Annotated in this window: 22 protein-coding genes and 1 pseudogene; 9 read left to right on the top strand and 14 right to left on the bottom strand. The window is 61.3% G+C overall.

Annotation, left to right across the window (positions count from 1 at the left end; all coding sequences use genetic code 11):
- A complete protein-coding gene (locus RHP74_RS03660; RefSeq protein WP_311097885.1) occupies positions 1-1,353 on the bottom strand; it encodes a 3-oxoacyl-ACP reductase in 1,353 nt (450 codons plus the stop codon).
- Between the two features lie 222 nt (positions 1,354-1,575).
- On the opposite strand from RHP74_RS03660, the gene RHP74_RS03665 reads away from it, so the two are divergent.
- Positions 1,576-2,853 (top strand): acetyl-CoA C-acetyltransferase, encoded by a 1,278-nt coding sequence (locus tag RHP74_RS03665; protein ID WP_083375122.1) that lies wholly within the window; start codon positions 1,576-1,578, stop codon positions 2,851-2,853.
- Here RHP74_RS03665 and RHP74_RS03670 read toward each other — a convergent pair.
- Complete coding sequence (locus RHP74_RS03670; protein WP_042932404.1) at positions 2,840-3,868, bottom strand: bile acid:sodium symporter family protein; 1,029 nt, start codon at positions 3,866-3,868, stop codon at positions 2,840-2,842. The genes RHP74_RS03665 and RHP74_RS03670 overlap by 14 nt on opposite strands.
- Before the next feature lie 84 nt (positions 3,869-3,952).
- Between RHP74_RS03670 and RHP74_RS03675 the strand changes: the two genes are divergently transcribed.
- The gene (locus RHP74_RS03675; protein WP_010463818.1) at positions 3,953-4,744 is read left to right on the top strand and encodes a helix-turn-helix transcriptional regulator; all 792 of its coding nucleotides are present in this window, start codon (positions 3,953-3,955) and stop codon (positions 4,742-4,744) included.
- 165 nt (positions 4,745-4,909) lie between these two features.
- Here RHP74_RS03675 and RHP74_RS31335 read toward each other — a convergent pair whose 3' ends face one another.
- Together RHP74_RS31335 and RHP74_RS31340 are read right to left on the bottom strand one after the other, a co-directional pair.
- Positions 4,910-5,677: a methyl-accepting chemotaxis protein gene (locus tag RHP74_RS31335; protein WP_370655161.1), complete on the bottom strand. Its 768-nt coding sequence runs from the start codon at positions 5,675-5,677 to the stop codon at positions 4,910-4,912.
- 138 nt (positions 5,678-5,815) lie between these two features.
- Positions 5,816-6,856: pseudogene (locus RHP74_RS31340) on the bottom strand (cache domain-containing protein); the annotation flags it as partial.
- 447 nt (positions 6,857-7,303) lie between these two features.
- Between RHP74_RS31340 and RHP74_RS03685 the strand changes: the two are divergent.
- Together RHP74_RS03685 and RHP74_RS03690 are read left to right on the top strand one after the other, a co-directional pair.
- On the top strand, positions 7,304-8,197 hold the full coding sequence (locus RHP74_RS03685) for a PA4780 family RIO1-like protein kinase (RefSeq protein WP_010463815.1): 894 nt from the start codon (positions 7,304-7,306) through the stop codon (positions 8,195-8,197).
- Between the two features lie 137 nt (positions 8,198-8,334).
- On the top strand, positions 8,335-9,552 hold the full coding sequence (locus RHP74_RS03690) for an MFS transporter (protein ID WP_311097890.1): 1,218 nt from the start codon (positions 8,335-8,337) through the stop codon (positions 9,550-9,552).
- On the opposite strand, the gene cueR is transcribed toward RHP74_RS03690, so the two are convergent.
- The 3 genes from cueR to RHP74_RS03705 all read right to left on the bottom strand — a co-directional run bounded on the left by cueR (position 9,506) and on the right by RHP74_RS03705 (position 12,908).
- A complete protein-coding gene (gene cueR / locus RHP74_RS03695) occupies positions 9,506-9,919 on the bottom strand; it encodes a Cu(I)-responsive transcriptional regulator (RefSeq protein WP_010463810.1) in 414 nt (137 codons plus the stop codon). The two genes, RHP74_RS03690 and cueR, sit on opposite strands and share 47 nt — an antisense overlap.
- On the bottom strand, positions 9,916-12,309 hold the full coding sequence (locus tag RHP74_RS03700; RefSeq protein ID WP_200667619.1) for a heavy metal translocating P-type ATPase: 2,394 nt from the start codon (positions 12,307-12,309) through the stop codon (positions 9,916-9,918). The genes cueR and RHP74_RS03700 overlap by 4 nt, the downstream gene beginning before the upstream one ends.
- 215 nt (positions 12,310-12,524) lie before the next feature.
- Positions 12,525-12,908 carry a hypothetical protein gene (locus RHP74_RS03705; RefSeq protein ID WP_010463805.1) on the bottom strand — a complete coding sequence of 128 codons (384 nt, stop codon included), beginning with the start codon at positions 12,906-12,908 and terminating at the stop codon, positions 12,525-12,527.
- Positions 12,909-13,055: 147 nt separating this feature from the next.
- Here RHP74_RS03705 and RHP74_RS03710 point away from each other — a divergent pair, with 147 nt between their 5' ends.
- On the top strand, positions 13,056-13,253 hold the full coding sequence (locus RHP74_RS03710; RefSeq protein ID WP_311097894.1) for a cation transporter: 198 nt from the start codon (positions 13,056-13,058) through the stop codon (positions 13,251-13,253).
- 219 nt (positions 13,254-13,472) lie between these two features.
- Positions 13,473-14,669 carry a multidrug effflux MFS transporter gene (locus tag RHP74_RS03720; RefSeq protein ID WP_077750216.1) on the top strand — a complete coding sequence of 399 codons (1,197 nt, stop codon included), beginning with the start codon at positions 13,473-13,475 and terminating at the stop codon, positions 14,667-14,669.
- 8 nt (positions 14,670-14,677) lie between these two features.
- On the opposite strand, the gene RHP74_RS03725 is transcribed toward RHP74_RS03720, so the two are convergent.
- From RHP74_RS03725 to RHP74_RS03735, 3 genes are all read right to left on the bottom strand, one after another.
- Complete coding sequence (locus RHP74_RS03725; protein ID WP_167362270.1) at positions 14,678-14,851, bottom strand: hypothetical protein; 174 nt, start codon at positions 14,849-14,851, stop codon at positions 14,678-14,680.
- 150 nt (positions 14,852-15,001) lie between these two features.
- A complete protein-coding gene (locus tag RHP74_RS03730; RefSeq protein ID WP_077750217.1) occupies positions 15,002-16,015 on the bottom strand; it encodes a zinc-binding alcohol dehydrogenase family protein in 1,014 nt (337 codons plus the stop codon).
- Positions 16,016-16,047: 32 nt separating this feature from the next.
- Entirely contained in the window at positions 16,048-16,341 is a 294-nt protein-coding gene (locus RHP74_RS03735) for a putative quinol monooxygenase (RefSeq protein ID WP_010463795.1), read from the bottom strand.
- Positions 16,342-16,458: 117 nt separating this feature from the next.
- Between RHP74_RS03735 and RHP74_RS03740 the strand changes: the two genes are divergently transcribed.
- Positions 16,459-17,388, top strand: coding sequence for a LysR family transcriptional regulator (locus RHP74_RS03740; RefSeq protein ID WP_010463794.1), 930 nt, complete (start codon positions 16,459-16,461; stop codon positions 17,386-17,388).
- A 297-nt stretch (positions 17,389-17,685) separates the two neighbouring features.
- Complete coding sequence (locus RHP74_RS03745) at positions 17,686-18,420, top strand: helix-turn-helix transcriptional regulator (RefSeq protein ID WP_311097901.1); 735 nt, start codon at positions 17,686-17,688, stop codon at positions 18,418-18,420.
- A gap of 97 nt (positions 18,421-18,517) precedes the next feature.
- Here the strand turns inward: RHP74_RS03745 and RHP74_RS03750 are convergent, their stop codons facing one another.
- The 3 genes from RHP74_RS03750 to RHP74_RS03760 form a co-directional block, all read right to left on the bottom strand.
- Complete coding sequence (locus RHP74_RS03750) at positions 18,518-19,471, bottom strand: adenosine deaminase (RefSeq protein WP_010463790.1); 954 nt, start codon at positions 19,469-19,471, stop codon at positions 18,518-18,520.
- Positions 19,472-19,553: 82 nt separating this feature from the next.
- Positions 19,554-20,519 carry a 2-oxoglutarate and iron-dependent oxygenase domain-containing protein gene (locus tag RHP74_RS03755; RefSeq protein WP_311097903.1) on the bottom strand — a complete coding sequence of 322 codons (966 nt, stop codon included), beginning with the start codon at positions 20,517-20,519 and terminating at the stop codon, positions 19,554-19,556.
- A 143-nt stretch (positions 20,520-20,662) separates the two neighbouring features.
- Positions 20,663-21,745: a BMP family ABC transporter substrate-binding protein gene (locus RHP74_RS03760; RefSeq protein WP_010463786.1), complete on the bottom strand. Its 1,083-nt coding sequence runs from the start codon at positions 21,743-21,745 to the stop codon at positions 20,663-20,665.
- 298 nt (positions 21,746-22,043) lie between these two features.
- On the opposite strand from RHP74_RS03760, the gene RHP74_RS03765 reads away from it, so the two are divergent.
- Positions 22,044-23,132 (top strand): calcium:proton antiporter, encoded by a 1,089-nt coding sequence (locus RHP74_RS03765; protein ID WP_010463784.1) that lies wholly within the window; start codon positions 22,044-22,046, stop codon positions 23,130-23,132.
- Positions 23,133-23,211: 79 nt separating this feature from the next.
- Here the strand turns inward: RHP74_RS03765 and RHP74_RS03770 are convergent, their stop codons facing one another.
- A complete protein-coding gene (locus RHP74_RS03770; protein WP_311097906.1) occupies positions 23,212-24,570 on the bottom strand; it encodes an 8-oxoguanine deaminase in 1,359 nt (452 codons plus the stop codon).
- Positions 24,571-24,715: the final 145 nt, after the last annotated feature.

The raw sequence follows: 24,715 nt of genomic DNA on the forward strand, positions 1-24,715 counted from the left end.
TCATGCCCCCAGGACGCTTTGGCCGCAGACTCGCAACGCTTGCCCGGTGAACGCGCCGGTCCCCGGCTGAGCAAGCCACGCGACGGCTTCGGCAACGTCTTGTGGCAGGCCGCCCTGGCCCAAAGAACTCATACGTCGCCCGGCTTCACGGATGCCGAACGGCAGGTGCGCGGTCATCTGGGTTTCGATGAACCCCGGCGCCACCGCATTGATGCTGATGCCGCGTTGACTCAGCAGCGGCGCCCAGGCCTGGGCCAGACCGATCAGCCCGGCCTTGCTCGCCGCGTAATTGGTTTGCCCGCGATTGCCGGCGATGCCGCTGATGGACGCCAACAGAATCACCCGCCCGTTGTCATGCAAGGCGCCGCTGTCGAGCAGGGCCTTGGTCAGCACTTGCGGCGCGTTGAGGTTGACGGCGAGCACCGCGTCCCAGAATTCGGGGGTCATGTTGGCCAGGGTTTTGTCGCGGGTGATGCCGGCATTGTGGACCACGATGTCGACGCCGTCGGGCAGCAGTTCGATCAACTGCGCGGCGGCGTCTTCGGCGCAGATGTCCAGGGTGATGCTGCGCCCGCCGAGGCGCGCAGCGAGTGCATCGAGGTCGGTTTTGGCCGCAGGTACGTCAAGCAGGATGACCTCGGCACCGTCACGGGCCAGGGTTTCGGCGATGGAAGCGCCAATGCCGCGCGCGGCACCCGTGACCAGCGCCTTGCGCCCGGCCAGTGGGCGAGTCCAGTCCGACACCTGCGTATCGCAAGCCTTCAAACGAACCACCTGGCCTGACACAAACGCACTTTTGGGCGAGAGGAAAAACCGTAGAGGCCCTTCGAGTTGATCCTCGGCGCAGTCACCGACATAGACCAGCTGCAAGGTGCCGCCGCTGCGCAATTCCTTGGCCAGCGAGCGACTGAAACCTTCCAACGCACGCTGTGCGCTGGCGGCGAACGGGTCGGTCAACGTCTCTGGCGCACGCCCCAGAATCACCAGGTGCGCGCTGTGATCAAGGTTCTTGATCAGCGGCTGGAAGAACTCGCGCAACTGTTTGAGCTGATCGGTATGCATCAGGTCACTGGCGTCGAACACCACGGCTTTGAGCTTGGGGCCGTGGCCGGGAATCCACGCGGTGGCCAGCGAGGGGTCAGTGCCGTAGCTGTAGATCGCATCGGTCAGGCGATTGGCAAAAGCGCTGACTTTCTCTGTCAGCGGGCCGCCGCCAATCAACAGCGCCCCCTCGACAGGCCGCAGTCGGCCTGCTTGCCACCGCTCCAGACGTACCGGAGACGGCAGTCCCATGGCCCCGACCAGACGATGGCCGATGGAGGAATTGGCGAAGTCGATATAACGGTCAGACATGGAACGCACTCCGGCAGCTGGGGTTCAAAGTGTGGACCACGAATGGCAATCAGTCGTTCGATCCACGATATAAGGCCTACGCTTGAACAGTGTAGGAGCGAAGCTTGCTCACGAAGACGATGTTTCATTCAGAGGAGATATTGAATGTGCCGGCGCCTTCGCGAGCAAGCTTCGCTCCTGCAGGGCAGGTGTTTACATCTGATTTTTTGACAGGAGCTTTTCATGACCCAGCTGCGCCGCGTCGCGATTATTGGCGGTAACCGAATCCCCTTCGCCCGCTCCAACGGGCCTTACGCCACCGCCAGTAACCAGGCGATGCTCACCGCAGCGCTCGAAGGCCTGATCGAACGCTACAACCTGCATGGCCTGCGGATCGGCGAAGTGGTCGCGGGGGCGGTCCTCAAGCTGTCCCGAGACATGAACCTGACGCGCGAGTGTGTGCTCGGTTCACGGTTGTCCCCCGGCACCCCGGCCTATGACATTCAGCAGGCGTGCGGCACGGGCCTTGAAGCGGCGTTGCTGGTGGCGAACAAGATTGCGTTGGGACAGATCGAGTGCGGCATTGCCGGTGGCGTCGATACCACCTCGGATGCGCCGATCGGCGTCAGTGAAGGTTTGCGCCGGGTGCTGCTGCAAGCCAATCGCGCCAAGACCACCGGCGACAAACTGAAAACCTTTCTGCAGCTGCGTCCCCGGGACTTGATACCGGAGTTCCCGCGCAACGGCGAACCGCGCACCGGTTTGTCCATGGGCCAGCACTGCGAGTTGATGGCCCAGACCTGGAACATCCCCCGCGAAGAACAGGATCAGCTGGCGCTGGAGAGCCATCGGAACCTGGCCGCGTCCTACGCCGAAGGCTGGCACAACGACCTGATGACACCGTTCCTCGGCCTGACCCGCGACAACAACCTGCGCCCGGACCTGACCCTGGAAAAACTCGCTTCGCTGAAACCGGCCTTCGAGAAAAGCGCCAAGGGCACGATGACGGCGGGCAACTCCACGCCGCTCACCGATGGCGCGTCGCTGGTACTGTTGGGCAGTGAAGAATGGGCGAAGGAACGTGGCTTGCCGATCCTCGCCTATTTGCGTGACGGCGAGGCCGCGGCAGTGGATTTCGTCAACGGCGCCGAAGGGCTGTTGATGGCGCCGGTGTACGCGGTGCCCCGTTTGCTGGCGCGCAATGGCCTGACCTTGCAGGACTTCGATTACTACGAAATCCACGAAGCCTTCGCCGCGCAGGTGCTCTGCACGTTGAAGGCCTGGGAAGATCCGGAGTATTGCAAAACCCGTCTCGGCCTCGATGCGCCGCTGGGCTCCATCGACCGCAGCCGCCTCAACGTCAAAGGCAGTTCACTGGCGGCCGGGCATCCGTTTGCCGCGACCGGCGGGCGCATCGTCGCCAACCTGGCGAAGTTGCTCGACGCGGCGGGCAAGGGCCGAGGCTTGATCTCGATCTGCGCCGCTGGCGGCCAAGGGGTGACGGCGATTATCGAGCGCTGATCAGTTCGGCGTTCTGCTGCGCAATGCGTTCACGGTTGCGGTTGGCGTAGCTCTCGGCCATCACCGAGCAGATGATCAACTGCAACGGGTGATAAATCATGATCGGCAGCAGAATCAGGCCCAGGCCAGGGTTGGCGCCGAAGATCAGCGCCGCCATCGGCGCACCGGCCGCGAGGGATTTTTTGCTGGCGCAGAACACCGCAGCGATCTCATCCGCCGGGCTGAATTTCAGTGCGCGAGCGGTGCGGGTAGTCATCCACAGGATGACCGCCAGCAGGATCACGCTGCCGATCAGTGCGCTGAGAATTACGTCGTTGCCCTGTTGCTGCCACATCCCCGAGACCATCGAGTTGCAGAACGCCGAGTACACCAGCAACAGAATCACCAGCTTGTCGACGATGTTGGTGTAGCGCTTGTGGCGTGCGAAGAACTTGCCGAACATCGGCCGCAACAGTTGGCCGAGCACCAGCGGCAACAGCAACATGGCGCAGAGGTCGAGCAGCGTCGACCCCAGATCGATGCCGCCAGCACCGCTGCCGACTACCAGGCTCACCAGCAACGGCGTCAGGAAAATCCCCAGCACGCTGGACAGGCTCGCGTTGAGAATCGCCGCCGGCACGTTGCCGCCCGCGCTGCCAGTCAGGGCCACAGACGACGAGATGGTCGACGGCAGGGCGCAGAGGTAGAAGAAGCCAAGCATCAACAGCGAAGGCACGTGCGAACCCAGCAGCTTGTCGCTCAGCAACCAGATCAGCGGGAACACCATGAAGGTGAAACCCTGGACCATTACGTGCAGCTTCCAGTTCTTCAGGCCATGGCTGATCTGCTCGCTGGAGAGGTTGACCCCGTGCAGGAAGAACACGAGGAACACGCCGATGTTGATCACATATTCCGCGTGCATCCCGCCACCCGTGGCGCCGAAGACCGGGAAGAAATACGCCAGCAGCGTGGCGATCAGCATGCCGCACAAGAACCAGTCGGTGACCACGCGTTTGAGGTGTTTGAAGGCATGCATAACGGCCACCGAATACATTTGTAAGAATTGATGACTTAGCCTAACGTCGGCCCTATCTGCCGTCTTGCGACATAAGGCCAATCAATGCCGGCTAACGGACAACTTTCCCTCGAACGGGCCATTCCGACGCTGAAGGCGTTGCCGCGTCCGCTGTTCGCTCGGGCGGAAAGTCTGAATGCCGGGTCGTGGACGCCACCTCATCGCCACGATTGGGTGCAGTTTTCCTACGCCATCAGCGGCGTTCTCGGCGTGCACACGGCTGAGGGCAGTTTCTTTGCGCCGCCGCAGTGGGGGATCTGGATTCCGGCGGACCTCGAACACCAGGTGGTGACCTCGATGCGTGCCGAAATGCGCAGCCTTTACGTGCGCCGCGAGGACTGTGAGTGGGCCGACGGGCGTTGTCGGGTGCTGGAAGTCACGCCGCTGGCCCGGGAGCTGATCAAGCGTTTTTGCTTGCTGCCGGTGGAGTATCCGCAGGGCGACAGCCAGGAAACGCGGCTGGTGAATGTGCTGCTGGATCAGTTGGCGAATCTGCCGGAGGTGGGGTTTTCCCTGCCATTGCCGCGTCATGAACGGCTGCTCGGGTTGTGCAATGAGCTGATCGAACGTCCGGAGCTCAGTGTGACGTTGCAGGAATGGGCGCAACGCCTGGGCACCTCGGAAAAGACGCTGATGCGCTTGTTCCAGCGCGAAACCGGGCTGAGCTTTCGCGGGTGGCGACAGCGAATGCGGTTGCTGTCGTCGCTGAGTTTGCTGGAGGAGGGCGACAGCGTGACCCATGCCGCGCTGTCTTGTGGGTATGACTCGACGTCGGCGTTTATTGCGGCGTTCAAGGGGTTGTTCGGCTTCACACCCGGTGAATTGTTCAAACAGTAATTGTGGCGAGGGAGCTTGCTCCCGCTGGAGCGCGAAGCGGTCCCAATTCAGTAAACACGCTGTATCAGGTATTCCGTGTTTACCGGTTTGCGACCGCTTCGCGCTCCAGCGGGAGCAAGCTCCCTCGCCACAGGTATCGGTTTTCGACCCGTTAGATCAGCGACCTCAGGTCCTGAAGCGACGAACCAACCCGTCCAGTTCATTCGACAGCCCGGCCAGGCTCTGCGAGTCCAGGCGCGCCGAGTTCGCCAGTTCTGCCACCAACTGCGCGTCGCCATGGATCTGGCTGATGTGCCGGTTGATGTCTTCGGCGACCTGATGCTGTTCTTCCGCCGCCGTGGCGATCTGCGTGTTCATGTCGCGAATCACATCCACCGACTCACGAATAAGCCCGAAACTGCTGCGCGCTTCACCGATGCGGGTCACCGATTGTTGCGACACTTCCAGGCTCGCATGCATCTGTTGAGTCACTTGGCTGGTGCGCTTGGCCAGGTTGCCCAGCAAGCCATCGATTTCCGCCGTGGAATCCGCCGTGCGTTTGGCCAGTGCCCGGACTTCATCCGCCACCACTGCAAACCCGCGACCTTGCTCACCGGCCCGCGCAGCCTCGATGGCGGCGTTCAGGGCCAGCAGGTTGGTCTGTTCGGCAATCGAGCGAATGGTCCCCAGGATCGACTGGATGTCGTTGCTGTCGCGTTCGAGCTGTTGCATCGACTGCGCCGACTGTTCGATTTCCTGGCTCAGGCGATCAACGCTGGTCACGGCCGCATCAATCTGTTGCTGACCTTGACGCGCCTGGCGCTGGCCACTGTCGGCGGATTCTGCCGCCTGGCTGCATGAGCGCGCGACTTCGTTGGCGGTGGCGACCATTTCATGGAACGCCGTGGACACCATGTCCACCGCCTCACGCTGGCGCCCGGCGGCTTCAGCCATGTCGCTGGAAACCTGAGTCGAGCTCTTCGAGGTGGCGAGAATCTTGGTCGCGGCACCGCCGATGCTTTGGATCAGGTTACGAATCGCCGTCAGGAACTGATTGAACCAGTTGGCCAGTTGCGCGGTTTCGTCGCTGCCACGGATTTCCAGGTTTTTGGTCAGGTCGCCTTCACCTTGGGCGATGCCTTCCAGGCCGCTGGCCACGCTGCGGATCGGTCGCACGATGACACTGGCGAAACTGGCGCCAATGATGGCGAAGAACACTGCCAGAACGGCGGCGATGATTGCGATCAGCCAAGTCAGTTGAGTCGCGGAGCTCATCACATCGTTTTGCTTGATCAGGCCGATAAAGGTCCAGCCCAGTTGCTCCGACGGCCAGACGTTGGCCATGTAGCGTTCGCCGTTCAACTCGACTTCCACCAGGCCTTTGCCGGCCTTGGCCAGTTGCGCATAACCTTCGCCGAGGCTGCTCAGGGCTTTGAAGTTGTGTTCCGGTTGTTTCGGATCGACCAGCACGGTTCCGGTGTTTTCCAGCAGCATCAGGTAGCCGGTTTCACCCAGTTTGATCTGCTTGACGATCTCGGTGAGCTGCTTGAGCGTCACGTCGATACTGACCACGCCGCCGTTGGTGCCCAATTGGTTGTCGATGGTGCGCACGGTGCTGACGTAGGTCGCATCGTCCTGGGCCCAGTAATAGGCCTCGGTGCGAAATGGTTTGCCCGGCTTGGCCTGGGCCGCCTTGTACCAGGGGCGCTGGCGCGGGTCGTAATTGTTCAGCTTCGCGTCGTCCGGCCAGGACACGTAACCGCCCGCCGCAGTGCCGAGGATGGCATAGGCGTAGGACGGATGGCTGTTGCCCAGGTCCTGCAGGAGGCTGAAGACCTTTTTGTCCATCTCGCCCTGGGGAATGCTCTCGGCGTTGGCGCTCATGTAGGTCTTGAGGCTGTCGTCGGAGTTCTTGATCAGCGGTTGTCTGGCCAGGTAGTCGACGTTCTGGCTGATGCCGTCGAAGAACAATTGCATGGCGTTGCTGACCTGACGAATTTCACGACCACTGCTGTCGACGAAATTCTCCTTGGCGTCACTGCGCAGATTCAGCACCACGAGGGTGGCGACCAGCACCACGGGCAGGCAGGCGATGATTGCAAACGCCCAGGTCAACTTCTGTTTGATGTTCATCCGCGCTCCAGATTTTTCTTGTAGGCCCACGCAGTGCAGATGACTCGCGGATTATTGGCAGCCGTAAACGTATTTGATCAACCCGGATCCCTGAGCGCGCCATCGTTTTTGTGGTCGGAACGATTGTCGGACAAATCACTCTGTCACTGAGGACTTCGGCTGAATTAATGGGAAATTGAGGCTTTGTGAGAAATATCCTACGAAGGGTGTGAATTAAGGTGTCAGCTTCTGTCGCAAATGCCCTCGCACCCCTTCGCCACACAGGGGTGCAGGCTCAGCTATGATCTCGGGCGGCCGATGACGACCGAAAGGAGTTGGCCGATTAATTCGGCACATTGTGTGCATCACGACGTTCATAGGTCGGCAACCCCTCCCCCGAACGAGTGGATTGCCGTATAACGAATGACTTTCGCGTGTTTGGTAATAAAGGACCCACAATAAAAGCTGATGAAGACTCCAAAACGCATTGAACCCCTGATCGAGGACGGTCTGGTCGACGAGGTGCTGCGCCCACTCATGAGTGGTAAAGAAGCAGCTGTTTATGTGGTGCGCTGCGGTAACGAGCTACGTTGCGCGAAGGTCTACAAGGAGGCGAATAAACGCAGTTTCCGTCAGGCGGCCGAATATCAGGAAGGCCGCAAGGTGCGCAACAGCCGCCAGGCTCGAGCGATGGCCAAAGGCTCGAAATTCGGCAAGAAAGAAACCGAAGACGCCTGGCAGAACGCCGAAGTGGCGGCGCTGTTCCGTCTGGCCGGTGCCGGTGTTCGGGTGCCCAAACCGTATGACTTCCTCGAAGGCGTACTGCTCATGGAGCTGGTGGCCGACGAGTACGGCGATGCCGCGCCGCGTCTGAACGACGTGGTGCTGGAGCCGGACCAGGCGCGCGAATATCACGCGTTCCTGATTTCGCAGATCGTGCTGATGCTGTGTACCGGTCTGGTGCACGGTGACCTGTCCGAGTTCAACGTGCTGTTGACCCCGACGGGCCCGGTGATCATCGACTTGCCGCAAGCGGTAGACGCGGCGGGCAACAACCACGCGTTCAGCATGCTGGAGCGGGACGTGGGCAACATGGCGTCTTACTTCGGCCGGTTTGCGCCAGAGTTGAAAAAGACCAAATACGCCAAGGAAATGTGGGCGCTGTACGAAGCCGGCACCTTGCACCCGGCCAGCGTGTTGACGGGCGAGTTCGACGAACCGGAAGAATTGGCCGACGTCGGCGGTGTCATACGCGAAATCGAGGCGGCACGCCTGGATGAAGAGCGTAAACAGGCGGTGCGCGCGGCAGATGACGCGCCACCGGGCAAAACCGAAGAACCGCCTCCGCCGTGGATGCAGTGATCGGTTAACGAAAACCCGGCTTCGGCCGGGTTTTTTGTAAATGCTGATCCCTAAACACTGGAGATCATTTGTGGGAGTGAGCCTGCTCGCGCCTACAGTGGATTGTTCCCTGCGACTCCCACACTCAAGGACTGAATGTGAACCCCTCCACCCGCAATGCCCAGCTGATCATCGCGGCCCGTCTGGTCTCGGACTTCGGCGCCTTTCTCAACATGGTCGCCCTGGCCACTTACGTCTACCTGCTCAGCAACAGCGCCATGAGCGTTGGCATTTTCCTCGCCAGCCGGGTGGGCGGAGGGGTTTTCGCCAGCTTGATCGGAACCTCGTTCTATCGCCGCTGGGCCGGGCGCATGCCGCTGATTGCCTTTGATTTGCTGCGCGCAGGGTTGTTGGGCCTGTTGCTGGTGCTGCCGGTCGCCCAGCAAGCGCTGCTTTTACCGTTGATCGCGTTCGGCCTGGGGTTCGGCAACTCAATGTTCGCCATCGGCCTCAACAGCCAGTTGCCGCACCTGATCGAAGGCGAGCACTTGCTCAAGACCAACGCCTGGATCACCTCGGCCTCGTCGGCGGCCATGGTCGGTGGGAGCCTGGTGGCAGGACTGTTGGTGGCGGCCTTCGGCTTTGAAACGGTGTTCGCATTGAACGTGGTCACTTATCTGCTGGCCGCGTTGTTCATCCTGCCGTTGCGGTTTTCCCGACCAGCACCCGATCCCGAACCAACCCAGCCTCGTAGTGAGTGGCACGCTTTGCGCCAAGGCTTGCGCAGTACGCCCGTGGTGGCCGCGATGCTCGCCGTGACCATGGCCGACACCTTGGGCAGCGCGGCGCACAACGTCGGCTTTCCGATCATTTCCCGGCTACTGACGCCCGAGTCGGCCAGTACCACGCTGGGCCTGATGCTGGCCGTCTGGGCGTGCGGAAAGCTGATCGGCGCGCGAATCGCCAGTCGCCTGAAAGGGTCGGACAATGCACACCTGGAGCGGCGATTTTTCTTCGGGGTATTGCTGATGTCCTGCGGTTTTATCCTGATGTTCCAGCAGCAGACCCTCTACGGTTTGCTGTTGTTCTCGTTACAGGCCGGATTGGGTGACGGCTTCTCTGAGGTCGGCCTGATGTCGCGTCTGCAACGTGAACCGGACAGCCTGCGCCTGCCGATCTTCAGCTTGCTGACACTGCTGCAAATGACCGGTTTCGGGGTCGGCATGTTGATCGCCGCGCCGTTCTATTCGTGGTGGACGCCGGGGGCCGTGGTGCTGCTGTTCCACGGCGTTCCCCTGACCACGTTGCTGGTGGTGAAGGTGCTCGCGATCAGGGGCGAACGGGTGACGCGCAGCAGCCCGACTCCAGGTTCTTGAGGATCGGACAATCGGGGCGATGGTCGCCCTGACAGTGTTCGACCAGGTCCTGCAGGGTGTCGCGCAACTGACCCAACTCGCGGATCTTCTGGTTCAGCTCGTCGATGTGCTGGCGGGCCAGGGCTTTCACGTCGGCGCTGGCCCGTTGGCGGTCCTGCCAGAGGGTCAGCAACTTTCCCACTTCTTCCAGCGAAAACCCCAAGTCCCGGGAGCGTTTGATGAACGCCAGCGTGTGCAGGTCATCGTCGCCATAAATGCGGTAGCCGCTGTCGGTGCGGTGGGCGGCCTTCAGCAAGCCGATGGACTCGTAATAACGAATCATCTTCGCGCTCAGGCCGCTGTGCCGCGCTGCTTGGCCGATGTTCATCGATTGTCCTCCAGGTCCTTGGGTTTCCAGGTTTTCAACAGTAACGCATTGCTCACCACGCTGACGCTGGACAGCGCCATCGCCGCGCCGGCCAGCACCGGGTTGAGGAAGCCGAACGCTGCCAGCGGAATGCCGATCAGGTTATAGACGAACGCCCAGAACAGGTTTTGCCGGATCTTTGCGTAGGTCTTGCGGCTGATTTCCAGCGCGGCGGGCACCAGTCGTGGATCGCCGCGCATCAGGGTGATGCCGGCCGCGTGCATGGCAACGTCGGTGCCACCGCCCATGGCGATGCCGATGTCGGCGGCCGCCAGGGCCGGGGCGTCGTTGATGCCGTCGCCGACCATCGCCACCACGCCGGTTTTTTTCAGTTCGGCGACGGTGGCGGCTTTGTCTGCCGGCAAGACTTCGGCGTGGACATTGGTAATGCCCAGCGCTTCGGCAACCACTTTGGCACTGCCGCGGTTGTCGCCGGTCAGCAAGTGGCTGCTGATGTGGCGTGCGCTGAGCTGTTGCACCGCGTGCAGCGCGCCGGGTTTGAGGGTGTCACCGAACGCGATCAGGCCCAGTACCTTTGGCTCGGGGCTTTGTTCGATCAACCAGGAGAGGGTGCGGCCTTCGGTTTCCCACGCGGTTGCGGAGTCGGCCAGATCCCCTGCGCTCAAACCGCTTTCTTCCAGCAGCCTGCGATTACCCAAGGCCAAACGACGGCTGTCGAGCGTGCCGGCGATGCCGCGACCGGTCAGCGATTGACTGTCGCTGACGTCGGCCACGGTCAAAACCCGTTCGGCGCAGGCGTCCAGAACCGCCTTGGCCAGCGGGTGTTCACTGCCGCGTTGCAGGGCGCCGGCCATTTGCAGCAGGGCAGCTTCGTCACCGTTAATGGCACTCAGATGAGCGATTCGCGGCGAACCCGAGGTCAGCGTGCCGGTCTTGTCGAACACTACGGCGCTGACTTCATGAGCGCGTTCGAGCGCTTCGGCGTCCTTGATCAGAATCCCATAGCGGGCCGCGACGCCGGTGCCGGCCATGATCGCGGTCGGCGTGGCCAGCCCGAGTGCGCAAGGGCAGGCGATGACCAGCACGGCGACGGCGTTGATCAACGCGGTTTCAATCGGCGCGCCGTACAACCACCAGCCAATCAGCGTCGCCAACGCGATCAACAGAACGGTAGGCACAAATACCTGACTGACTTTATCCACCAGCTTCTGAATCGGCGCTTTGGCGGCCTGGGCGTCTTCGACCAGACGGATGATTCGCGCCAGCACGGTTTCCGCCCCCAACGCTTGAGTGCGAACCAGCAACCGGCCTTCGCCATTGATGGCACCCCCCGTGACCTTGTCACCGGGTTGCTTGGGCACCGGCAGGCTTTCGCCGCTGATCAGCGCTTCGTCGGCGTGGCTCTGGCCTTCGACCACTTCACCGTCCACCGGGAAGCGTTCGCCGGGTTTGACCATGACCAGGTCGTTTAGGCGCAAGGCGCTGATGGCAACGTCCTGCTCGCGGCCGTCGATCACCTGAATAGCGCGTTCCGGGCGCAAGGCTTCGAGGGCGCGGATGGCGCTGGCGGTCTGGCGCTTGGCACGGCTTTCCAGGTATTTGCCCAGCAACACCAAGGCAATCACCACCGCCGAGGCTTCGAAATATAGATGAGGCATGCGCCCGGCCGCCGTGGCCCATTCATAAAGACTCAAGCCATAGCCGGCGCTGGTACCGAGGGCGACCAGCAAATCCATGTTGCCAGCCCCGGCGCGCACGGCCTTCCAGGCGGCCACATAAAAACGTGCGCCGAAAATGAACTGCACCGGCGTGGCCAGCGCGAATTGCACCCAGGCCGGGAGCATCCAGTGCACGCCAAACGGTTGCAGGAGCATTGGCAACACGAGCGGCAGGGCGAGGGCGATCGCCATGATCAACGCCCAGCGCTCACGGTGCAGGCGCTGCTGTTGCTGATCGGTTTGCGGGTGTTCGACTTCCCAGACGCTGGCGCTGTAACCGGCTTTGGTGACCGCGGCGATCAAGGTTTGCGGATCGATGTGTCCGAGCAGTTCCAGATGCGCCCGTTCGTTCGCCAGGTTGACGCTGACGCTTTTCACCCCGGGCACTTTGGCCAGCGCCCGTTCGACGCGGCCGACGCAGGAAGCGCAGGTCATGCCGTCGATGCTCAACTCCAGACTTTGCTGCGGCACGCTGTAGCCGGCCTGCTGCACCGCGTCGATCAAGGCCGGCAGGCTGTCGCCGGGCGCCTGGACCCGCGCCTGCTCGGTGGCGAGGTTGACGCTGACGGCAGAAGCGCCGATGACTTTGCTCAAGGCACGCTCGACACGCCCCGCGCAACTGGCGCAGGTCATGCCGGCAATCGGCAGATCGAACGTAGTGGATTCGGACATCGGTCGCGCTCCCTGTAGAAGATGTCTACAGGATCAACCTTGCCATGCTGGCAAGGTCAAGCGCCATGTCTCAGATCAAAAGACCGGCACCTGATCGTTCCCACGCTCTGCGTGGAAATGCAGCCGGGACGCTCCGCGTCCCATTTAAAAGCCCAACGCAGAGCGTCCGTTGAAGTGTTCCCCCCGGCAGAGCGTGGGAACGATCGGTGTGGCGATTAGTAGTCGAGAGCGGTGGGCTTCAGGTACATCCCTTCCTGCGTCATCGCAATCCGGAACTTCAACACGTCCCCCGCCTTGAGCGTGATGTTCTGCGAACCCGGTGCGAGCATGCCCGGGTTGCAACCCGGTGCCTGGCCCGGCAGCAGTTTGAGGCGCAGGGACACAGTGCCCGGCGGCAGGTTGAACGAGGTGCTTTGTTCCTGGAACAGCCGCGCCGACAGTTGGTCCTGGATGTAGACGCCGATCTCGCAGGAGGTCGCGACTTCGAGGCGCTCGCGAGAAATGATCAGTACGCCATAGTCCTCCCCGGCGGCTTGAACCGAAGGTGTCGCGGCAAATAGGCTGAGGAAGCCAAACAGGCTGAGAGCTGACCAGCGCATGGCTGAATCTCCTGAAGTCGAGTCATTGATGCACGCAGCTTGGCCGAGCGCGACACCGATTGCCAGCCCGGCAGATTTCGGCAGAACTTGACCTTGCCATGGTGGCAAGCCCGAGACTGCTCGCAACCTCATAAAAGGAGCCACACCATGCAAGTGTTCAACGTTCAAGGCATGTCCTGCGGTCACTGCGTCAAAGCCATTACCCAGGCGCTGCAAGCCAAGGATCCTGCGGCCAGCGTGCGGGTCGATCTGGCAGCCGGGGAAGTCGGTGTGGAAAGCGCGCTGGCGACCGAGCAAGTGATCGCAGCGATCACGGAAGAAGGCTACGACGCCAAACTCGCTTAAGCCCAGGCACAATCCCCTGTAGGAGCGAGCCTGCTCGCGATAGCGGTGTGTCATTCAGCGTTGATGTTGACTGGCACTGCGCTATCGCGAGCAGGCTCGCTCCTGCAGGTTTTATATTTATTCAATGATATTTAATAGTTAGCGAGCTATCGGAATGTTCAAGGCGTCCATGCGCGGCTAGACTGTCGGGCTGCCGACCCATGCCCAACTGGATGCCTGATGAACTTCCGTACCATTTTGATTCTTGGCGCCCTGAGCGCTTTCGGTCCGCTGGCAATCGATTTCTATCTGCCGGCGTTCCCGGCGATGGCACTCGCGTTCGGTACCGATGAGAAACACGTCCAGCTGACCCTGGCCGCGTACTTCCTGGGCCTGTCCCTGGGTCAACTGGCATACGGACCGGTGGCGGATCGCTTCGGGCGAAGGATTCCGTTGCTGACAGGCGTCGGGTTGTTCACCGCGGCGTCCCTGGCCTGTGCGTTTGCGCCAAATCTGGAATGGTTGATCGGCGCGCGATTCATCCAGGCCCTCGGTGGTTGCGCCGGGATGGTGATCGCCCGTGCGGTGGTCAGTGACAAATGCGATGCGGTGGGCTCGGCGAAAGTCTTTTCGCAATTGATGCTGGTGATGGGCCTGGCACCGATTCTCGCGCCCATGCTCGGTGGACTGCTGGTCAACACCACCGGCTGGCAGTCGATCTTCCTGGTGCTGACCGGATTCAGTGCGCTGGCAGGGCTGGCCGTGGCAATCGGGTTGCCGGAAAGCCTGCCGGCCCACGTACCGCGTCAACCGCTGTCGGGGGCGTTGCGTCAGTACGGTCGGCTGTTGTCGGATCCGGTCTACCTCGGCCACGCCTTGACTGGCGGTATCGCCATTGCCGGGATGTTTGCCTACATCGCCGGTTCGCCGTTCGTCTTCATCAAACTCTACGGGGTCCCGGCCGAGCATTTCGGCTGGCTGTTCGGGACCAACGCGGCGGGTTTCATTCTGGTGGCGCAGGTCAACGCACGACTGCTGGCCAAGCGTGGCCCGGCATTTCTGCTGGTGCGTACCGTGTGGATTTACCTGGGGGCGGGCCTGACGCTGCTTGCCGTCAGTGCGCTGCACACCGAACAGTTATGGCCGCTGCTGATTCCGCTGTTTATCTGCATCGCCAGCCTCGGTTGCATCCTCCCCAATGCCTCGGCCTGCGCCATGAACGGGCAGGGCGCTCGCGCCGGCAGTGCGTCGGCGATGCTCGGGTGCCTGCAATTCAGCGTCGCCGCCGGAGCGGCTGCATTGGTCGGTGTTTTACACGATGGCAGCGCCGTGCCGATGGCCATGGTCATCAGCCTGTGCGGGATTCTGGTGGTGAGCGCGGCGATGCTCACCCGGCGTTTGCAAAATGCCCGGGCATTGGCGCAAACCCAGGTCTGAGGGCGGACTCAGCCAGCGGCGCGCTGTTGTTGGTGGTCGGGAATTTGATGGGGCGCGAGCAATCGCGCTTCAAGGGTCTTGGTGAAGGCTAGCGCTTCAGCTTCGCTGCGGAACGTAACAGCGTGTTGGTCCAGACGAACCTGCCACTGGGATTTAGCCACTTCTTTAATCAGGATCTTCATTGCTGAACTCTCCTCTCTTAAAAGATGTTGCGTAAAAGATTGCATCGCAGAGGTTTCAATTGTAGACCCGAATACGATCGTAATTGTGACATGGGTCAATTCTCGGACTGACGGTGTCGTCCATCCGGACGACACTTGTCTCAATCTGTTTCAGAACCCTTCGAGCACAATCTTGCCCTTGGCCTTGCCGCTTTCCAGCAGCTCATGGGCGCGTCGCAGGTTGGCCGCGTTGATAGTCCCGAAGTGCTCGCCGACCGTGGTTTTCAGCGTCCCGGTGTCGATCAGCCCGGCCACGCGGTTGAGCAAGTTGTGCTGCTCGATCATGTCCGCCGTTTCGAACAGCGAGCGGGTGTACATGAATTCCCAGTGCAGCGACAGGCTCTTGCGCTTGAGTTTGGTCACGTCCAGCGCTTTCGGATCATCAATCAGCGCCAGTTTGCCTTGTGGCGCCAATGCCTCGACCAGTTGATCCAGGTGATGATCGGTCTGGGTCAGGCTGGCGACGTGGGTCACATTGTCCACGCCTGCGCGTTTGAGTTCTTCACTCAACGGCTGGCTGTGATCAATCACCAGATCGGCGCCCAGTTCGCGTACCCAGCTCTGGGTTTGCGCACGGGAAGCGGTGCCGATGACCTTCAGCCCGGTGAGTTGGCTGGCCAGTTGCGTGAGGATCGACCCTACGCCGCCCGCCGCGCCGACGATCAGCAGGCTCTGGCCTTCATCGGTTTTACCTTCGCGCACTTGCAGGCGTTCGAAGAGCAATTCCCAGGCGGTGATGGCGGTCAGCGGCAGTGCGGCGGCTTCGGCGAAACCGAGGGTTTTCGGCATATGGCCGACGATGCGTTCATCCACCACGTGCAATTCGCTATTGCCCCCCGCACGGGCGATAGAGCCCGCGTAAAACACCTTGTCGCCAGCCTTGAACAGCGTGACTTCGCTGCCGACAGCCTTGACCACACCGGCCACGTCCCAACCCAGCACTTTCGCCGCGCCGCCTTCAGGCTGGACGTTCTGGCGGACCTTGGTGTCGACCGGGTTCACCGAGATGGCTTTGACTTCCACCAGCAGGTCGCGCGGACCGGCAACCGGTTCTGGCAGTTCGATGTCTTGCAGGGCATTGGCGTCGCTGATCGGCAACGAGGTGTAGTAGGCGATGGCTTTCATGTGCGGCTCCTGAACAGTAATAGATGAAGGGATCAAGCCACGGTGCGCAGGCGCTTGAGGTCGAAGTGCTCGAGAAAGTCGCCGGCCTTGGCGCGGAAGTTCTGTACATGGGCGCTGGCGTCATGGGCTTGCAGGGCTTCGTCGCTGCTCCAGTGTTCAATCATGTAGAACGCCAGTGGATTGGCCAGGTCCTGATGCAAATCGTATTGGCCGCAACCGGCCTCGGCGCGGGTCGGTTCCACCAGCGCACGCAGGTGTTGTTCGAGGGCGTCTTGCTGGCCGGGTTTGGCAATGAGGGTGGCAATGGCGGTGAAAGGCTGGGACATGGTCGCTCCGCAAACGGGTTGATTTCGATGGGACAGATGATTGGCTATTTCTCTGGAAGATAAAACCCGCTAAAAGAGCAGTCTCTTTCAATATTTTTTTGATAATCGGGGCTGAGAATGCTGCGTTTCGATGACTTGCAGTTATTCGTCCGGGCTGCGGACCTGGGGAGTCTGTCGGCGGCGGCTCGGGTGATGGACATGTCGGCGGCGGTGGCCAGTGCGGCGTTGAAGCGCATCGAACAGCAACTCGGCGCGCGCTTGTTGGCGCGCTCCACCCGCAGTTTGCGTCTGACCGCCGAAGGTGAGGGCTTTCTGGAATATGCCCGGGCCGCCCTGAGCAATCTCGACGAGGGTCGTCGCTTACTGGCCAGCGGTCAGGATCAGGTCAGCGGGATTCTGCAGTTGTCGGCACCGTCGGACTTTGGCCGCAACCTGTTGCTGCCGTGGCTCGACGAGTTCCAGCGCGAGCACCCTAAACTGACCGTGCGCCTGTTGCTGGGGGACCGCATCGCCGACCTGTTCCGCCAACCGGTGGACATTGCCCTGCGTTACGGCGAGCCGGAAGACTCAAGCCTGGTGGCACTGCCCATCGCGGCGCAGAACCGCCGAGTGCTCTGCGCCGCGCCAAGTTATCTGGCCAGGCACGGCGAGCCGCGGCATCTGGAACAACTGGCGCAGCACAATTGTTTGTTGTTCATGCTCGGTAGCCGGGTCCATGACCACTGGAGTTTCCACGACGGCAAGCGCGAAGTCGGGCTGACCGTCAGCGGCGATCGCTTCAGTGACGACGCCGATGTCGTGCGGCTGTGGGCAGTGGCGGGGGCCGGGATTGCTTACAAGTCCTGGCTCGATGTCGCCGCCGATGTGCTCGCCGGCCGGTTGAAAGTGCTGATGCCGGAGTTGCTCTGTGAGCGCGCACCGCTGAATTTGCTGTGCGCCCATCGCGCACAATTGAGTAAGCCGGTGAACCTTCTACGGGAAATGCTTGCCAGCCGATGCGCTCTTTTAGGCAGTCAATTTCCGACAATATCGGGCATCGATCATTAGTCGCAGGCAAATAGCGAAATTTCTGTCAGGAACTATCACCACCCGCGCTTTCCCAAGGGCAGGAACCGGCGGTTAACCCGCTTATACTAGCGCCCGCCTCATGTACGCACCGTCGACCTCGCGATGGCGATGGCCTCACGGTCAAGCATCCGACCTTCGGCGCACCTGCGAAGCAATGGCGTGGGGGAGAAGGGGCTTTGCCCGGCTTATGGCGGTTTCCGCGTCTTGGCCGACGACACATTACTGGTCAAGATGTCTCTGAGCAGCAGACGAAACGATTCAACAGGGAGTGAATACATGGAACATGCACCTTGCATCAGCCAGATCGCCACGTTGCTGGCTGACCCCAAGCGCAGCGCAATGATGTGGGCCTTGATGGATGGCTCGGCGCGGCAGACCGAAGAGCTGGCGCTATTGGCCGGCCTGTCACCGTCTTCGGCCAGTGCACACCTGGGGCGTTTGTCCGCCGGAGGTCTGTTGAAAGTCGAAATCCGTGGGCGCAAACGCTTTTTCCGCCTGGCCGCGCCTGAAGTGGGCGCGGCAATCGAAGCATTGGCCAGCGCGACGCTGGCCAGCACGCCGCAGCCCCTCCCGGACGTCTTCAAACGCACCAGCCCCATTGCCAAACCTCAGGCGGCGCCATCGTCGTTGTTGCGGGCCCGACTGTGCGACGACCATTTGGGAGGCACCCTGGCCGCCGATCTTTACCAGCGACTGCTGGATGCCGGCTGGATCGAGCAGTTCGAACAGCGCGTCATGATCACCCACAAGGGTTCCACACAACTGGCCTCGCGCGGGGTGTTCATCCAGGCCCTGGCTCATCGCAACAGTCGAGTGGCCTGTGCGTGTCCCGACTGGAGCGAAAGACGCCCGCACATGGGCGGTTCGCTGGGCGCTGCATTGTTGCAGCTGTTCATGCAGTCCGGCTGGCTGAGCCTGCCCAATGATTCGCGCGCCTTGCAGATCACGGCCGCGGGGCAGCGGGAGATCCATCGATTCGCCAAGGAAACCGAGCTGGAAATGGCGCTTTAGAGCTGTTTGATTGACTGAATCGCTAGCTGGCTGAACACAGAGACTGTGGGAGTGAGCCTGCAACAAAGACTCTCCCACAGGGGTTCTGCGCTAAGGCTTATGGTTTTACCAACCGCGCATCCAGGCTGTTTTGCGCCAAACGCTTGGCCTGATCCTGGGTCATGCCCAGGTCGGTGTACAGCGCATGGAAGTTCTCGGTCACATACCCGCCAAAGTACGCCGGGTCATCCGAGTTCACGGTCACTTTCACGCCACGCTCAAGCATGTCGAGGATGTTGTGCTGGGACATGTGATCGAACACCCGGAGCTTGGTGTTGGACAGCGGGCACACGGTCAGCGGGATCTGCTCGTCGATGATCCGCTGCATCAAACGCTCGTCTTCGATGGCGCGCACGCCATGGTCGATGCGCTGGATTTTCAGCAGGTCAATGGCTTCCCAGATGTACTCAGGCGGGCCTTCTTCACCGGCGTGGGCGACGGTCAGGAAGCCTTCGTGGCGGGCACGATCAAACACACGCTGGAACTTGCTCGGCGGGTGGCCCATCTCCGAGCTGTCCAGGCCGACGGCCACAAACGCTTCGCGAAACGGCAGCGCCTGGTCGAGGGTTTTCTGCGCTTCGTCTTCACTCAGGTGGCGCAGGAAGCTCAGGATCAAACCGCTGGTGATGCCCAGTTGCTGCTCGCCATCCTTGAGCGCCGCCGCGATGCCGTTGAGCACCACTTCAAACGGGATGCCACGGTCGGTGTGGGTCTGCGGGTCGAAGAACGGTTCGGTGTGAATCACGTTCTGCGCCTTGCAACGCAACAGGTAGGCCCAGGTCAGGTCGTAGAAATCCTGCGAGGTGCGCAACACGTCGGCGCCCTGGTAATACAGGTCGAGAAACTCTTGCAGGTTGTTGAAGGCATACGCCTTGCGCAGGGTTTCTACATCGCTCCACGGCAGGGCGATCTTGTTGCGTTCGGCCAGGGCGAACAGCAACTCGGGCTCAAGCGAACCCTCGAGGTGCAGGTGCAGTTCTGCCTTGGGCAGGGCGTTCAGCCAGTCGTACATAGTCTTTTCTCATCAGGTGCAGATGGCGAGCATTCTACAGATGCCCGTAGAAACAATTAGCAAAACCTGACCAGCCGGTTCATCACACCACGGCCTGTTCCCGTCGATAGGCGTAGGTGTCGGCGAAGCGCGAGAGCAGGAATTCAGCGCAGGTAGTGGCCGGGTACTTCGCCGGGTGCGATTCGTCCTGGCAACCGGGCAGGCATTCAATGGGCGTATCGGGGTGTGGTTCGGCGAAGAACGGCATCGAGTAACGATCGACGCCCAGCGGGCTGATCACCCGGTGCGGCGTCGACAGGTAACGGTCGTTGCTCCAGCGGGCCATCATGTCGCCGAGGTTGACCACGAACGTGCCTTCGATCGGCGGCGCTTCGATCCATTCGCCTTTGACGTTGCGCACTTGCAGGCCACCGGCGGCGTCCTGGTACAGCAGGGTAATGCAGCCGTAATCGGTGTGGGCGCCGGCGCCTTGCTGCTCCTCGGAGCTGGCGGTATGGCGCGGCGGATAATGGATCATCCGCAGCACGCTGACCGGTTCATTGAAGCGCGTGTCGAAGAAGTCGCGCTCGATGTTCAGCGCCAGGGTCATGGCACGCAGCAGGGTTTGGGCGAGGGCCTGCATGTCGATGTAATGCTGCTCCATCAACGCTTCCCAGCCGGGCATCAAGGGATGGCGGTTGGGACCGCGCAGCGGTTTTTCCGCCAGTACTTGCGGGTGGTCGGCCGGCAGGTGCAGGCCCATGTCGAAGGTTTCTTTCAGGTCGCTGGGTTTGCTCGGGTCGAGTTGCTCGGTGGCGATGGCACCGTAGCCGCGATGGTGGCGAGTCTGGGTGATGTCGATCTTGAGCTTTTCGGCGGTGGGCAAGGCGAAGAAGCGTTGGGCATGGTCGAGCACGGCGTGGATGCGTGACGCGGAGACCGGATGCCCCTTGATGTAGAAAAAGCCCCAGTCGCGGCAGGCGCGGTCGATTTGAGTCGCGACGGATTGCCAGGCGGTTTGGTCAGCGCTGTAGAGCGGGGCGATGTCGATGATCGGGAGTTGGTTCATGCGCAATTCTCAAGAACGCTGAAAATTCATTGTAGGAGTGAGCCTGCTCGCGATCGCGGCGTGTCAGTCGACATTGATAGCGTCTGACACTCCGCGATCGCGAGCAGGCTCACTGCTACAGGGTTTTGTGTTGGGTTGGGGAGCTACTTCGGAATATCGGCCTTCATCCCTTCAACGTAGTAATTCATCGACGCCAGTTCCGCATTGCTCGCCGTCGCGCCCGTCGGGATTTTTTCGGTGCCGGCCTGATCCTTGATCGGCCCGGTGAACGGGTGGAAGGCGCCGCTCTTGATGTCCGCAATGATCTGCTCGGCCTCGGTTTTCACCGCCGCTGGCACCAGGTCGCTGATCGGCAGTTCAACTGTGCCTTCTTTCAAACCGCCCCAGTAATCCTGCGATTTCCAGGTGTGGTCGAGCACGCTTTGGGTCGCTTGAATGTAATGCGGCCCCCAGTCGTTGACGATCGACGTCAGCACCGCTTTCGGCCCGAAGTGCGCCATGTCCGAAGCGTAGCCCACGGCATACACGCCGCGGCGTTCGGCTGCCTGAATCGGTGCCGGGCTGTCGGTGTGCTGGAACACCACGTCGACGCCCTGGTCGATCAGCGCGTTGGCGGCGTCGGCTTCCTTGCCCGGATCGAACCACGAGTTGACCCATACCACCTTGATCTCGGTGCCTGGGTTGTATTTGTTCAGGGCCAGTTGAATAGCGTTGATGTCGCGGATCACTTCCGGGATAGGGAAGGACGCGACGTAGCCGATTTTCTTGGTCTTGGTCATCTTCGCCGCGAGGAAACCGCCGACGTAGCGACCTTCATACGTGCGCGCCAGGTAGGTGCCGAGGTTTTTGTCCTGCTTGTAGCCGGTGGCGTGTTCGAAGGTCACCTTGGGAAACTGCTTGGCGACTTTCAGGGTCGGGTTCATATAGCCGAACGAGGTGGTGAAGATCAGGTCGTAGTTGTCCTTGGCCATGTTGCGGATCACTCGCTCGGCGTCGGCACCTTCGGCGACGTTCTCCACATAGTTGGTGGTGATCTGATTGCCGAACTTCTCGGCCAGCGCCTTGCGCCCCTGTTCATGCTGATACGTCCAGCCGTGGTCACCAATCGGGCCGATATAGACGAAGCCGACTTTCAGCGGGTCGGCGGCGCTGGCGGTCAGGCTCGCGCTCAGACCAATAGCCGCGGCAACGGCGCAAAGCAGCTTCTTCAACGGACGTTTGTGCATGAATTCGAACTCCATGTTGTTGTGAGGTGGGCAGAGGCAATGCAAATTGCTGACCAACAGGACAACAAAAACACTGAAACCGTGTAATGGCCTTCGCGGGCAAGCCTCGCTCCTACAAGAGCGACGCCGACCTGTAGGAGCGAGGCGTGCCCGCGAAGAGCTCCGCAAGGCCAATAAAAGTGCACGTGTCAAACCTGCTGCCATCCACTGGTGCGCTAAGGTGTAACGAAACGTTAGCGCCGCCCCGCAGTCAGTAGCTCATCACCCTGATCGCTTCACTCGGCACAAAAGGCCCGCAATGCTCACACTCCTCAAGCAAGAAAAGTTTCTGTTGCTGGCCGTGATTGCCGCGCTCGTCGCTTATCCACTGGAACACTGGATGCTGCACAGCGGCCAGCCCATCGCGCTGACCGCTGGCCTGGTGCTGATTGCCTTCATCGTCGTCGCCTCCATGCGTGTCGCCCATCACGCCGAACTGCTCGCGGAAAAAGTCGGCGACCCTTACGGCACCATGATCCTGACCCTGGCCGCCGTGCTGGTGGAAGTGGTGATCCTGGCGATCATGATGAGTAACGAAGCCTCGCCAACCCTGGTGCGCGACACGATTTACTCGGCGGTGATGCTCGACATCAACGGCATCCTCGGCCTGGCCGCGTTGATGGGTGGGATCAAGCACGGTGAACAGTCGTACAACGACGACTCGGCCCGCAGTTACAGCGTGATGATCCTCACCGCAATGGGCGTTTCCATGGTGGTGCCGGAGTTCATTCCCGAAGCTAACTGGAAGCTGTATTCGGCGTTCACGATTGGCGCGATGGTCGTGCTCTACACCCTGTTCCTGCGTATGCAGGTCGGGCCGCACAGTTACTTCTTCAGCTACAGCTACCCGGAAAAACGCCGCAGGAAAGTCCCGGAGGAGGAACCTGAACCGGTCAATCTGGCGCTGAGTATCGGCACGTTGGTGTTCGGCGTTGTGGTGATCGGCGCCTTGGCCGAAGTGATGTCCAAGACCCTCGACCTGGGCCTGGAAGGCACGGGTGCTCCGCCGGTGATTACGGCGATTCTGGTGGCGGCCATTTCCGCGGCGCCGGAGATTCTGACGGCATTGCGCGCGGCCTTGGCCAACCGCATGCAATCGGTGGTCAACATCGCCATGGGCGCGTCATTGTCGACGGTGATCCTGACGGTGCCGGTGATGGAAGCGATGGCGCTCTACACTGGCCAGCCGTTTCAGATGGCGATGACCCCGGTGCAGACGGTGATGATCTTTCTCACCCTGATCGTCAGTGCAATCAACCTCAACGACGGCGAAACCAATGCCATCGAAGGCATGACCCATTTTGTGTTGTTTGCGACGTTCATCATGTTGTCGCTGCTGGGCCTCTAAACGCTTCGCGGGCAAGTCTCGCTCCTACAGGGAAATGCGCATCCCTGTAGGAGCGAGGCTTGCCCGCGAAGGCGTTTTGTCAGTTGCCGGCGATTAGCTGCCGGGCCGCCTGGCTGTGATCGGCGATCAGGCCTTTGAGATCCAGCCCTTCAACCTGCCCGTCAATCACCCGCCATTTGCCACCAATCATCACCCGATCCGCGCGATCAGCACCGCACAGCAGCAACGCCGACACCGGATCATGACTGCCGGAGAAACGCAGCTCATCGAGCTTGAACAACGCCAGATCCGCCTGCTTGCCCACCGCCAGTTCGCCGATATCGGAACGCCCCAACAAACTCGCCGAACCCTTGGTTGCCCACCCCAGAACCAGTTCCGGGGTGATCTTCTGCGCGCCATAACGTAGCCGCTGAATGTAAAGCGCCTGACGGGTTTCGAGCATCATGTTCGACGCATCGTTGGACGCCGATCCATCCACGCCCAAGCCGAGCAACGCGCCGGCAGCGGTCAGGTCCAGGGTCGGGCAAATGCCGGAGGCCAGGCGCATGTTCGAACTCGGGCAATGGCAAATCCCGGTGCCGGCGGCGCCGAGGCGGGCGATTTCGTCCGGGTTGAAGTGGATGCCGTGCGCGAGCCAGGTGCGTGGGCCGAGCCAGCCGACGCTGTCTAGATAATCCACGGTGCGCAGGCCGAAGCGTTGCAGGCAGAAGTCTTCTTCGTCGAGGGTTTCGGCCAGGTGCGTGTGCAGACGCACGTCGAGTTTGTTTGCCAGTTCGGCGCTGGCGGACATGATTTCCGGTGTCACCGAAAACGGCGAACACGGCGCCAGGGCGATCTGGATTTGCGCACCATCACCACGCTCGTGGTACTCGGCGATCAAGCGCTGGCTGTCCGCGAGGATCACTTCGCCTTCCTGCACGGTCTGCTGCGGTGGCAGGCCGCCGTCCTTTTCACCCAGGCTCATGGACCCGCGCGTCAGCATGGCGCGCATGCCCAGTTCGCGAACGCTTTCGACTTGCACGTCGATCGCGTTTTCCAGGCCTTCCGGGAACAGGTAGTGGTGATCGGCGGCGGTGGTGCAGCCGGACAGCAGCAACTCAGCCAGTGCGACTTTCGTGGCGAGGGCGAGTTTTTCAGGGGTGAGGCGGGCCCAGACCGGGTAGAGGGTTTTCAGCCACGGGAACAACGGCTGATTGACCACCGGCGCCCAGGCGCGGGTCAGGGTTTGATAGAAGTGGTGATGGGTGTTGATCAGTCCCGGCAGGATCACATGCTCGCGGGCATCGAAGACGTGTCCGCAGGGCGCGGACGGTTGCTGGCCAGCGGCGAGCACTTCGACGATCACGCCGTCTTGCACCACCAGGCCGCCACGGGCATCGAGGTCATTGGCAGTGAAAATGGCGAGGGGATTTTTTAGCCAGGTACGGGTCGCAGGCATGTTGGCCGGCTCCTCTGAAAGTGGGGTTCAGGTTAGCCAGCTCAGTGATTACCCTGTCTGCTGATCCAGGGTCGCCGCGGGGACGAGGTGCGGAGTTTCAAACAAAACCGCCTGGCCGGCAAGTCCTGCCCGACCAGACGACGCA

The sequence above is a fragment of the Pseudomonas sp. SG20052 genome (genome assembly GCF_031766055.1).
GTDB lineage: Bacteria > Pseudomonadota > Gammaproteobacteria > Pseudomonadales > Pseudomonadaceae > Aquipseudomonas > Aquipseudomonas mandelii.

Coding starts and splice junctions, on each gene's coding strand:
- RHP74_RS03665 (WP_083375122.1), top strand. CDS start 1,576: ATGACCCAGCTGCGCCGCGTCGCGATTATTGGCGGTAACCGAATCCCC.
- RHP74_RS03685 (WP_010463815.1), top strand. CDS start 7,304: ATGAAGACTCCAAAACGCATTGAACCCCTGATCGAGGACGGTCTGGTC.
- RHP74_RS03710 (WP_311097894.1), top strand. CDS start 13,056: ATGCAAGTGTTCAACGTTCAAGGCATGTCCTGCGGTCACTGCGTCAAA.
- RHP74_RS03745 (WP_311097901.1), top strand. CDS start 17,686: ATGGAACATGCACCTTGCATCAGCCAGATCGCCACGTTGCTGGCTGAC.
- RHP74_RS03760 (WP_010463786.1), bottom strand. CDS start 21,745: ATGCACAAACGTCCGTTGAAGAAGCTGCTTTGCGCCGTTGCCGCGGCT.
- RHP74_RS03740 (WP_010463794.1), top strand. CDS start 16,459: ATGCTGCGTTTCGATGACTTGCAGTTATTCGTCCGGGCTGCGGACCTG.
- RHP74_RS03765 (WP_010463784.1), top strand. CDS start 22,044: ATGCTCACACTCCTCAAGCAAGAAAAGTTTCTGTTGCTGGCCGTGATT.
- RHP74_RS03735 (WP_010463795.1), bottom strand. CDS start 16,341: ATGTCCCAGCCTTTCACCGCCATTGCCACCCTCATTGCCAAACCCGGC.
- RHP74_RS03755 (WP_311097903.1), bottom strand. CDS start 20,519: ATGAACCAACTCCCGATCATCGACATCGCCCCGCTCTACAGCGCTGAC.
- RHP74_RS03670 (WP_042932404.1), bottom strand. CDS start 3,868: ATGCATGCCTTCAAACACCTCAAACGCGTGGTCACCGACTGGTTCTTG.
- RHP74_RS03705 (WP_010463805.1), bottom strand. CDS start 12,908: ATGCGCTGGTCAGCTCTCAGCCTGTTTGGCTTCCTCAGCCTATTTGCC.
- RHP74_RS03675 (WP_010463818.1), top strand. CDS start 3,953: ATGCCGGCTAACGGACAACTTTCCCTCGAACGGGCCATTCCGACGCTG.
- RHP74_RS03750 (WP_010463790.1), bottom strand. CDS start 19,471: ATGTACGACTGGCTGAACGCCCTGCCCAAGGCAGAACTGCACCTGCAC.
- RHP74_RS31335 (WP_370655161.1), bottom strand. CDS start 5,677: ATGGCTGAAGCCGCCGGGCGCCAGCGTGAGGCGGTGGACATGGTGTCC.
- cueR (WP_010463810.1), bottom strand. CDS start 9,919: ATGAACATCGGCCAAGCAGCGCGGCACAGCGGCCTGAGCGCGAAGATG.
- RHP74_RS03770 (WP_311097906.1), bottom strand. CDS start 24,570: ATGCCTGCGACCCGTACCTGGCTAAAAAATCCCCTCGCCATTTTCACT.
- RHP74_RS03700 (WP_200667619.1), bottom strand. CDS start 12,309: ATGTCCGAATCCACTACGTTCGATCTGCCGATTGCCGGCATGACCTGC.
- RHP74_RS03660 (WP_311097885.1), bottom strand. CDS start 1,353: ATGTCTGACCGTTATATCGACTTCGCCAATTCCTCCATCGGCCATCGT.
- RHP74_RS03725 (WP_167362270.1), bottom strand. CDS start 14,851: ATGAAGATCCTGATTAAAGAAGTGGCTAAATCCCAGTGGCAGGTTCGT.
- RHP74_RS03720 (WP_077750216.1), top strand. CDS start 13,473: ATGAACTTCCGTACCATTTTGATTCTTGGCGCCCTGAGCGCTTTCGGT.
- RHP74_RS03730 (WP_077750217.1), bottom strand. CDS start 16,015: ATGAAAGCCATCGCCTACTACACCTCGTTGCCGATCAGCGACGCCAAT.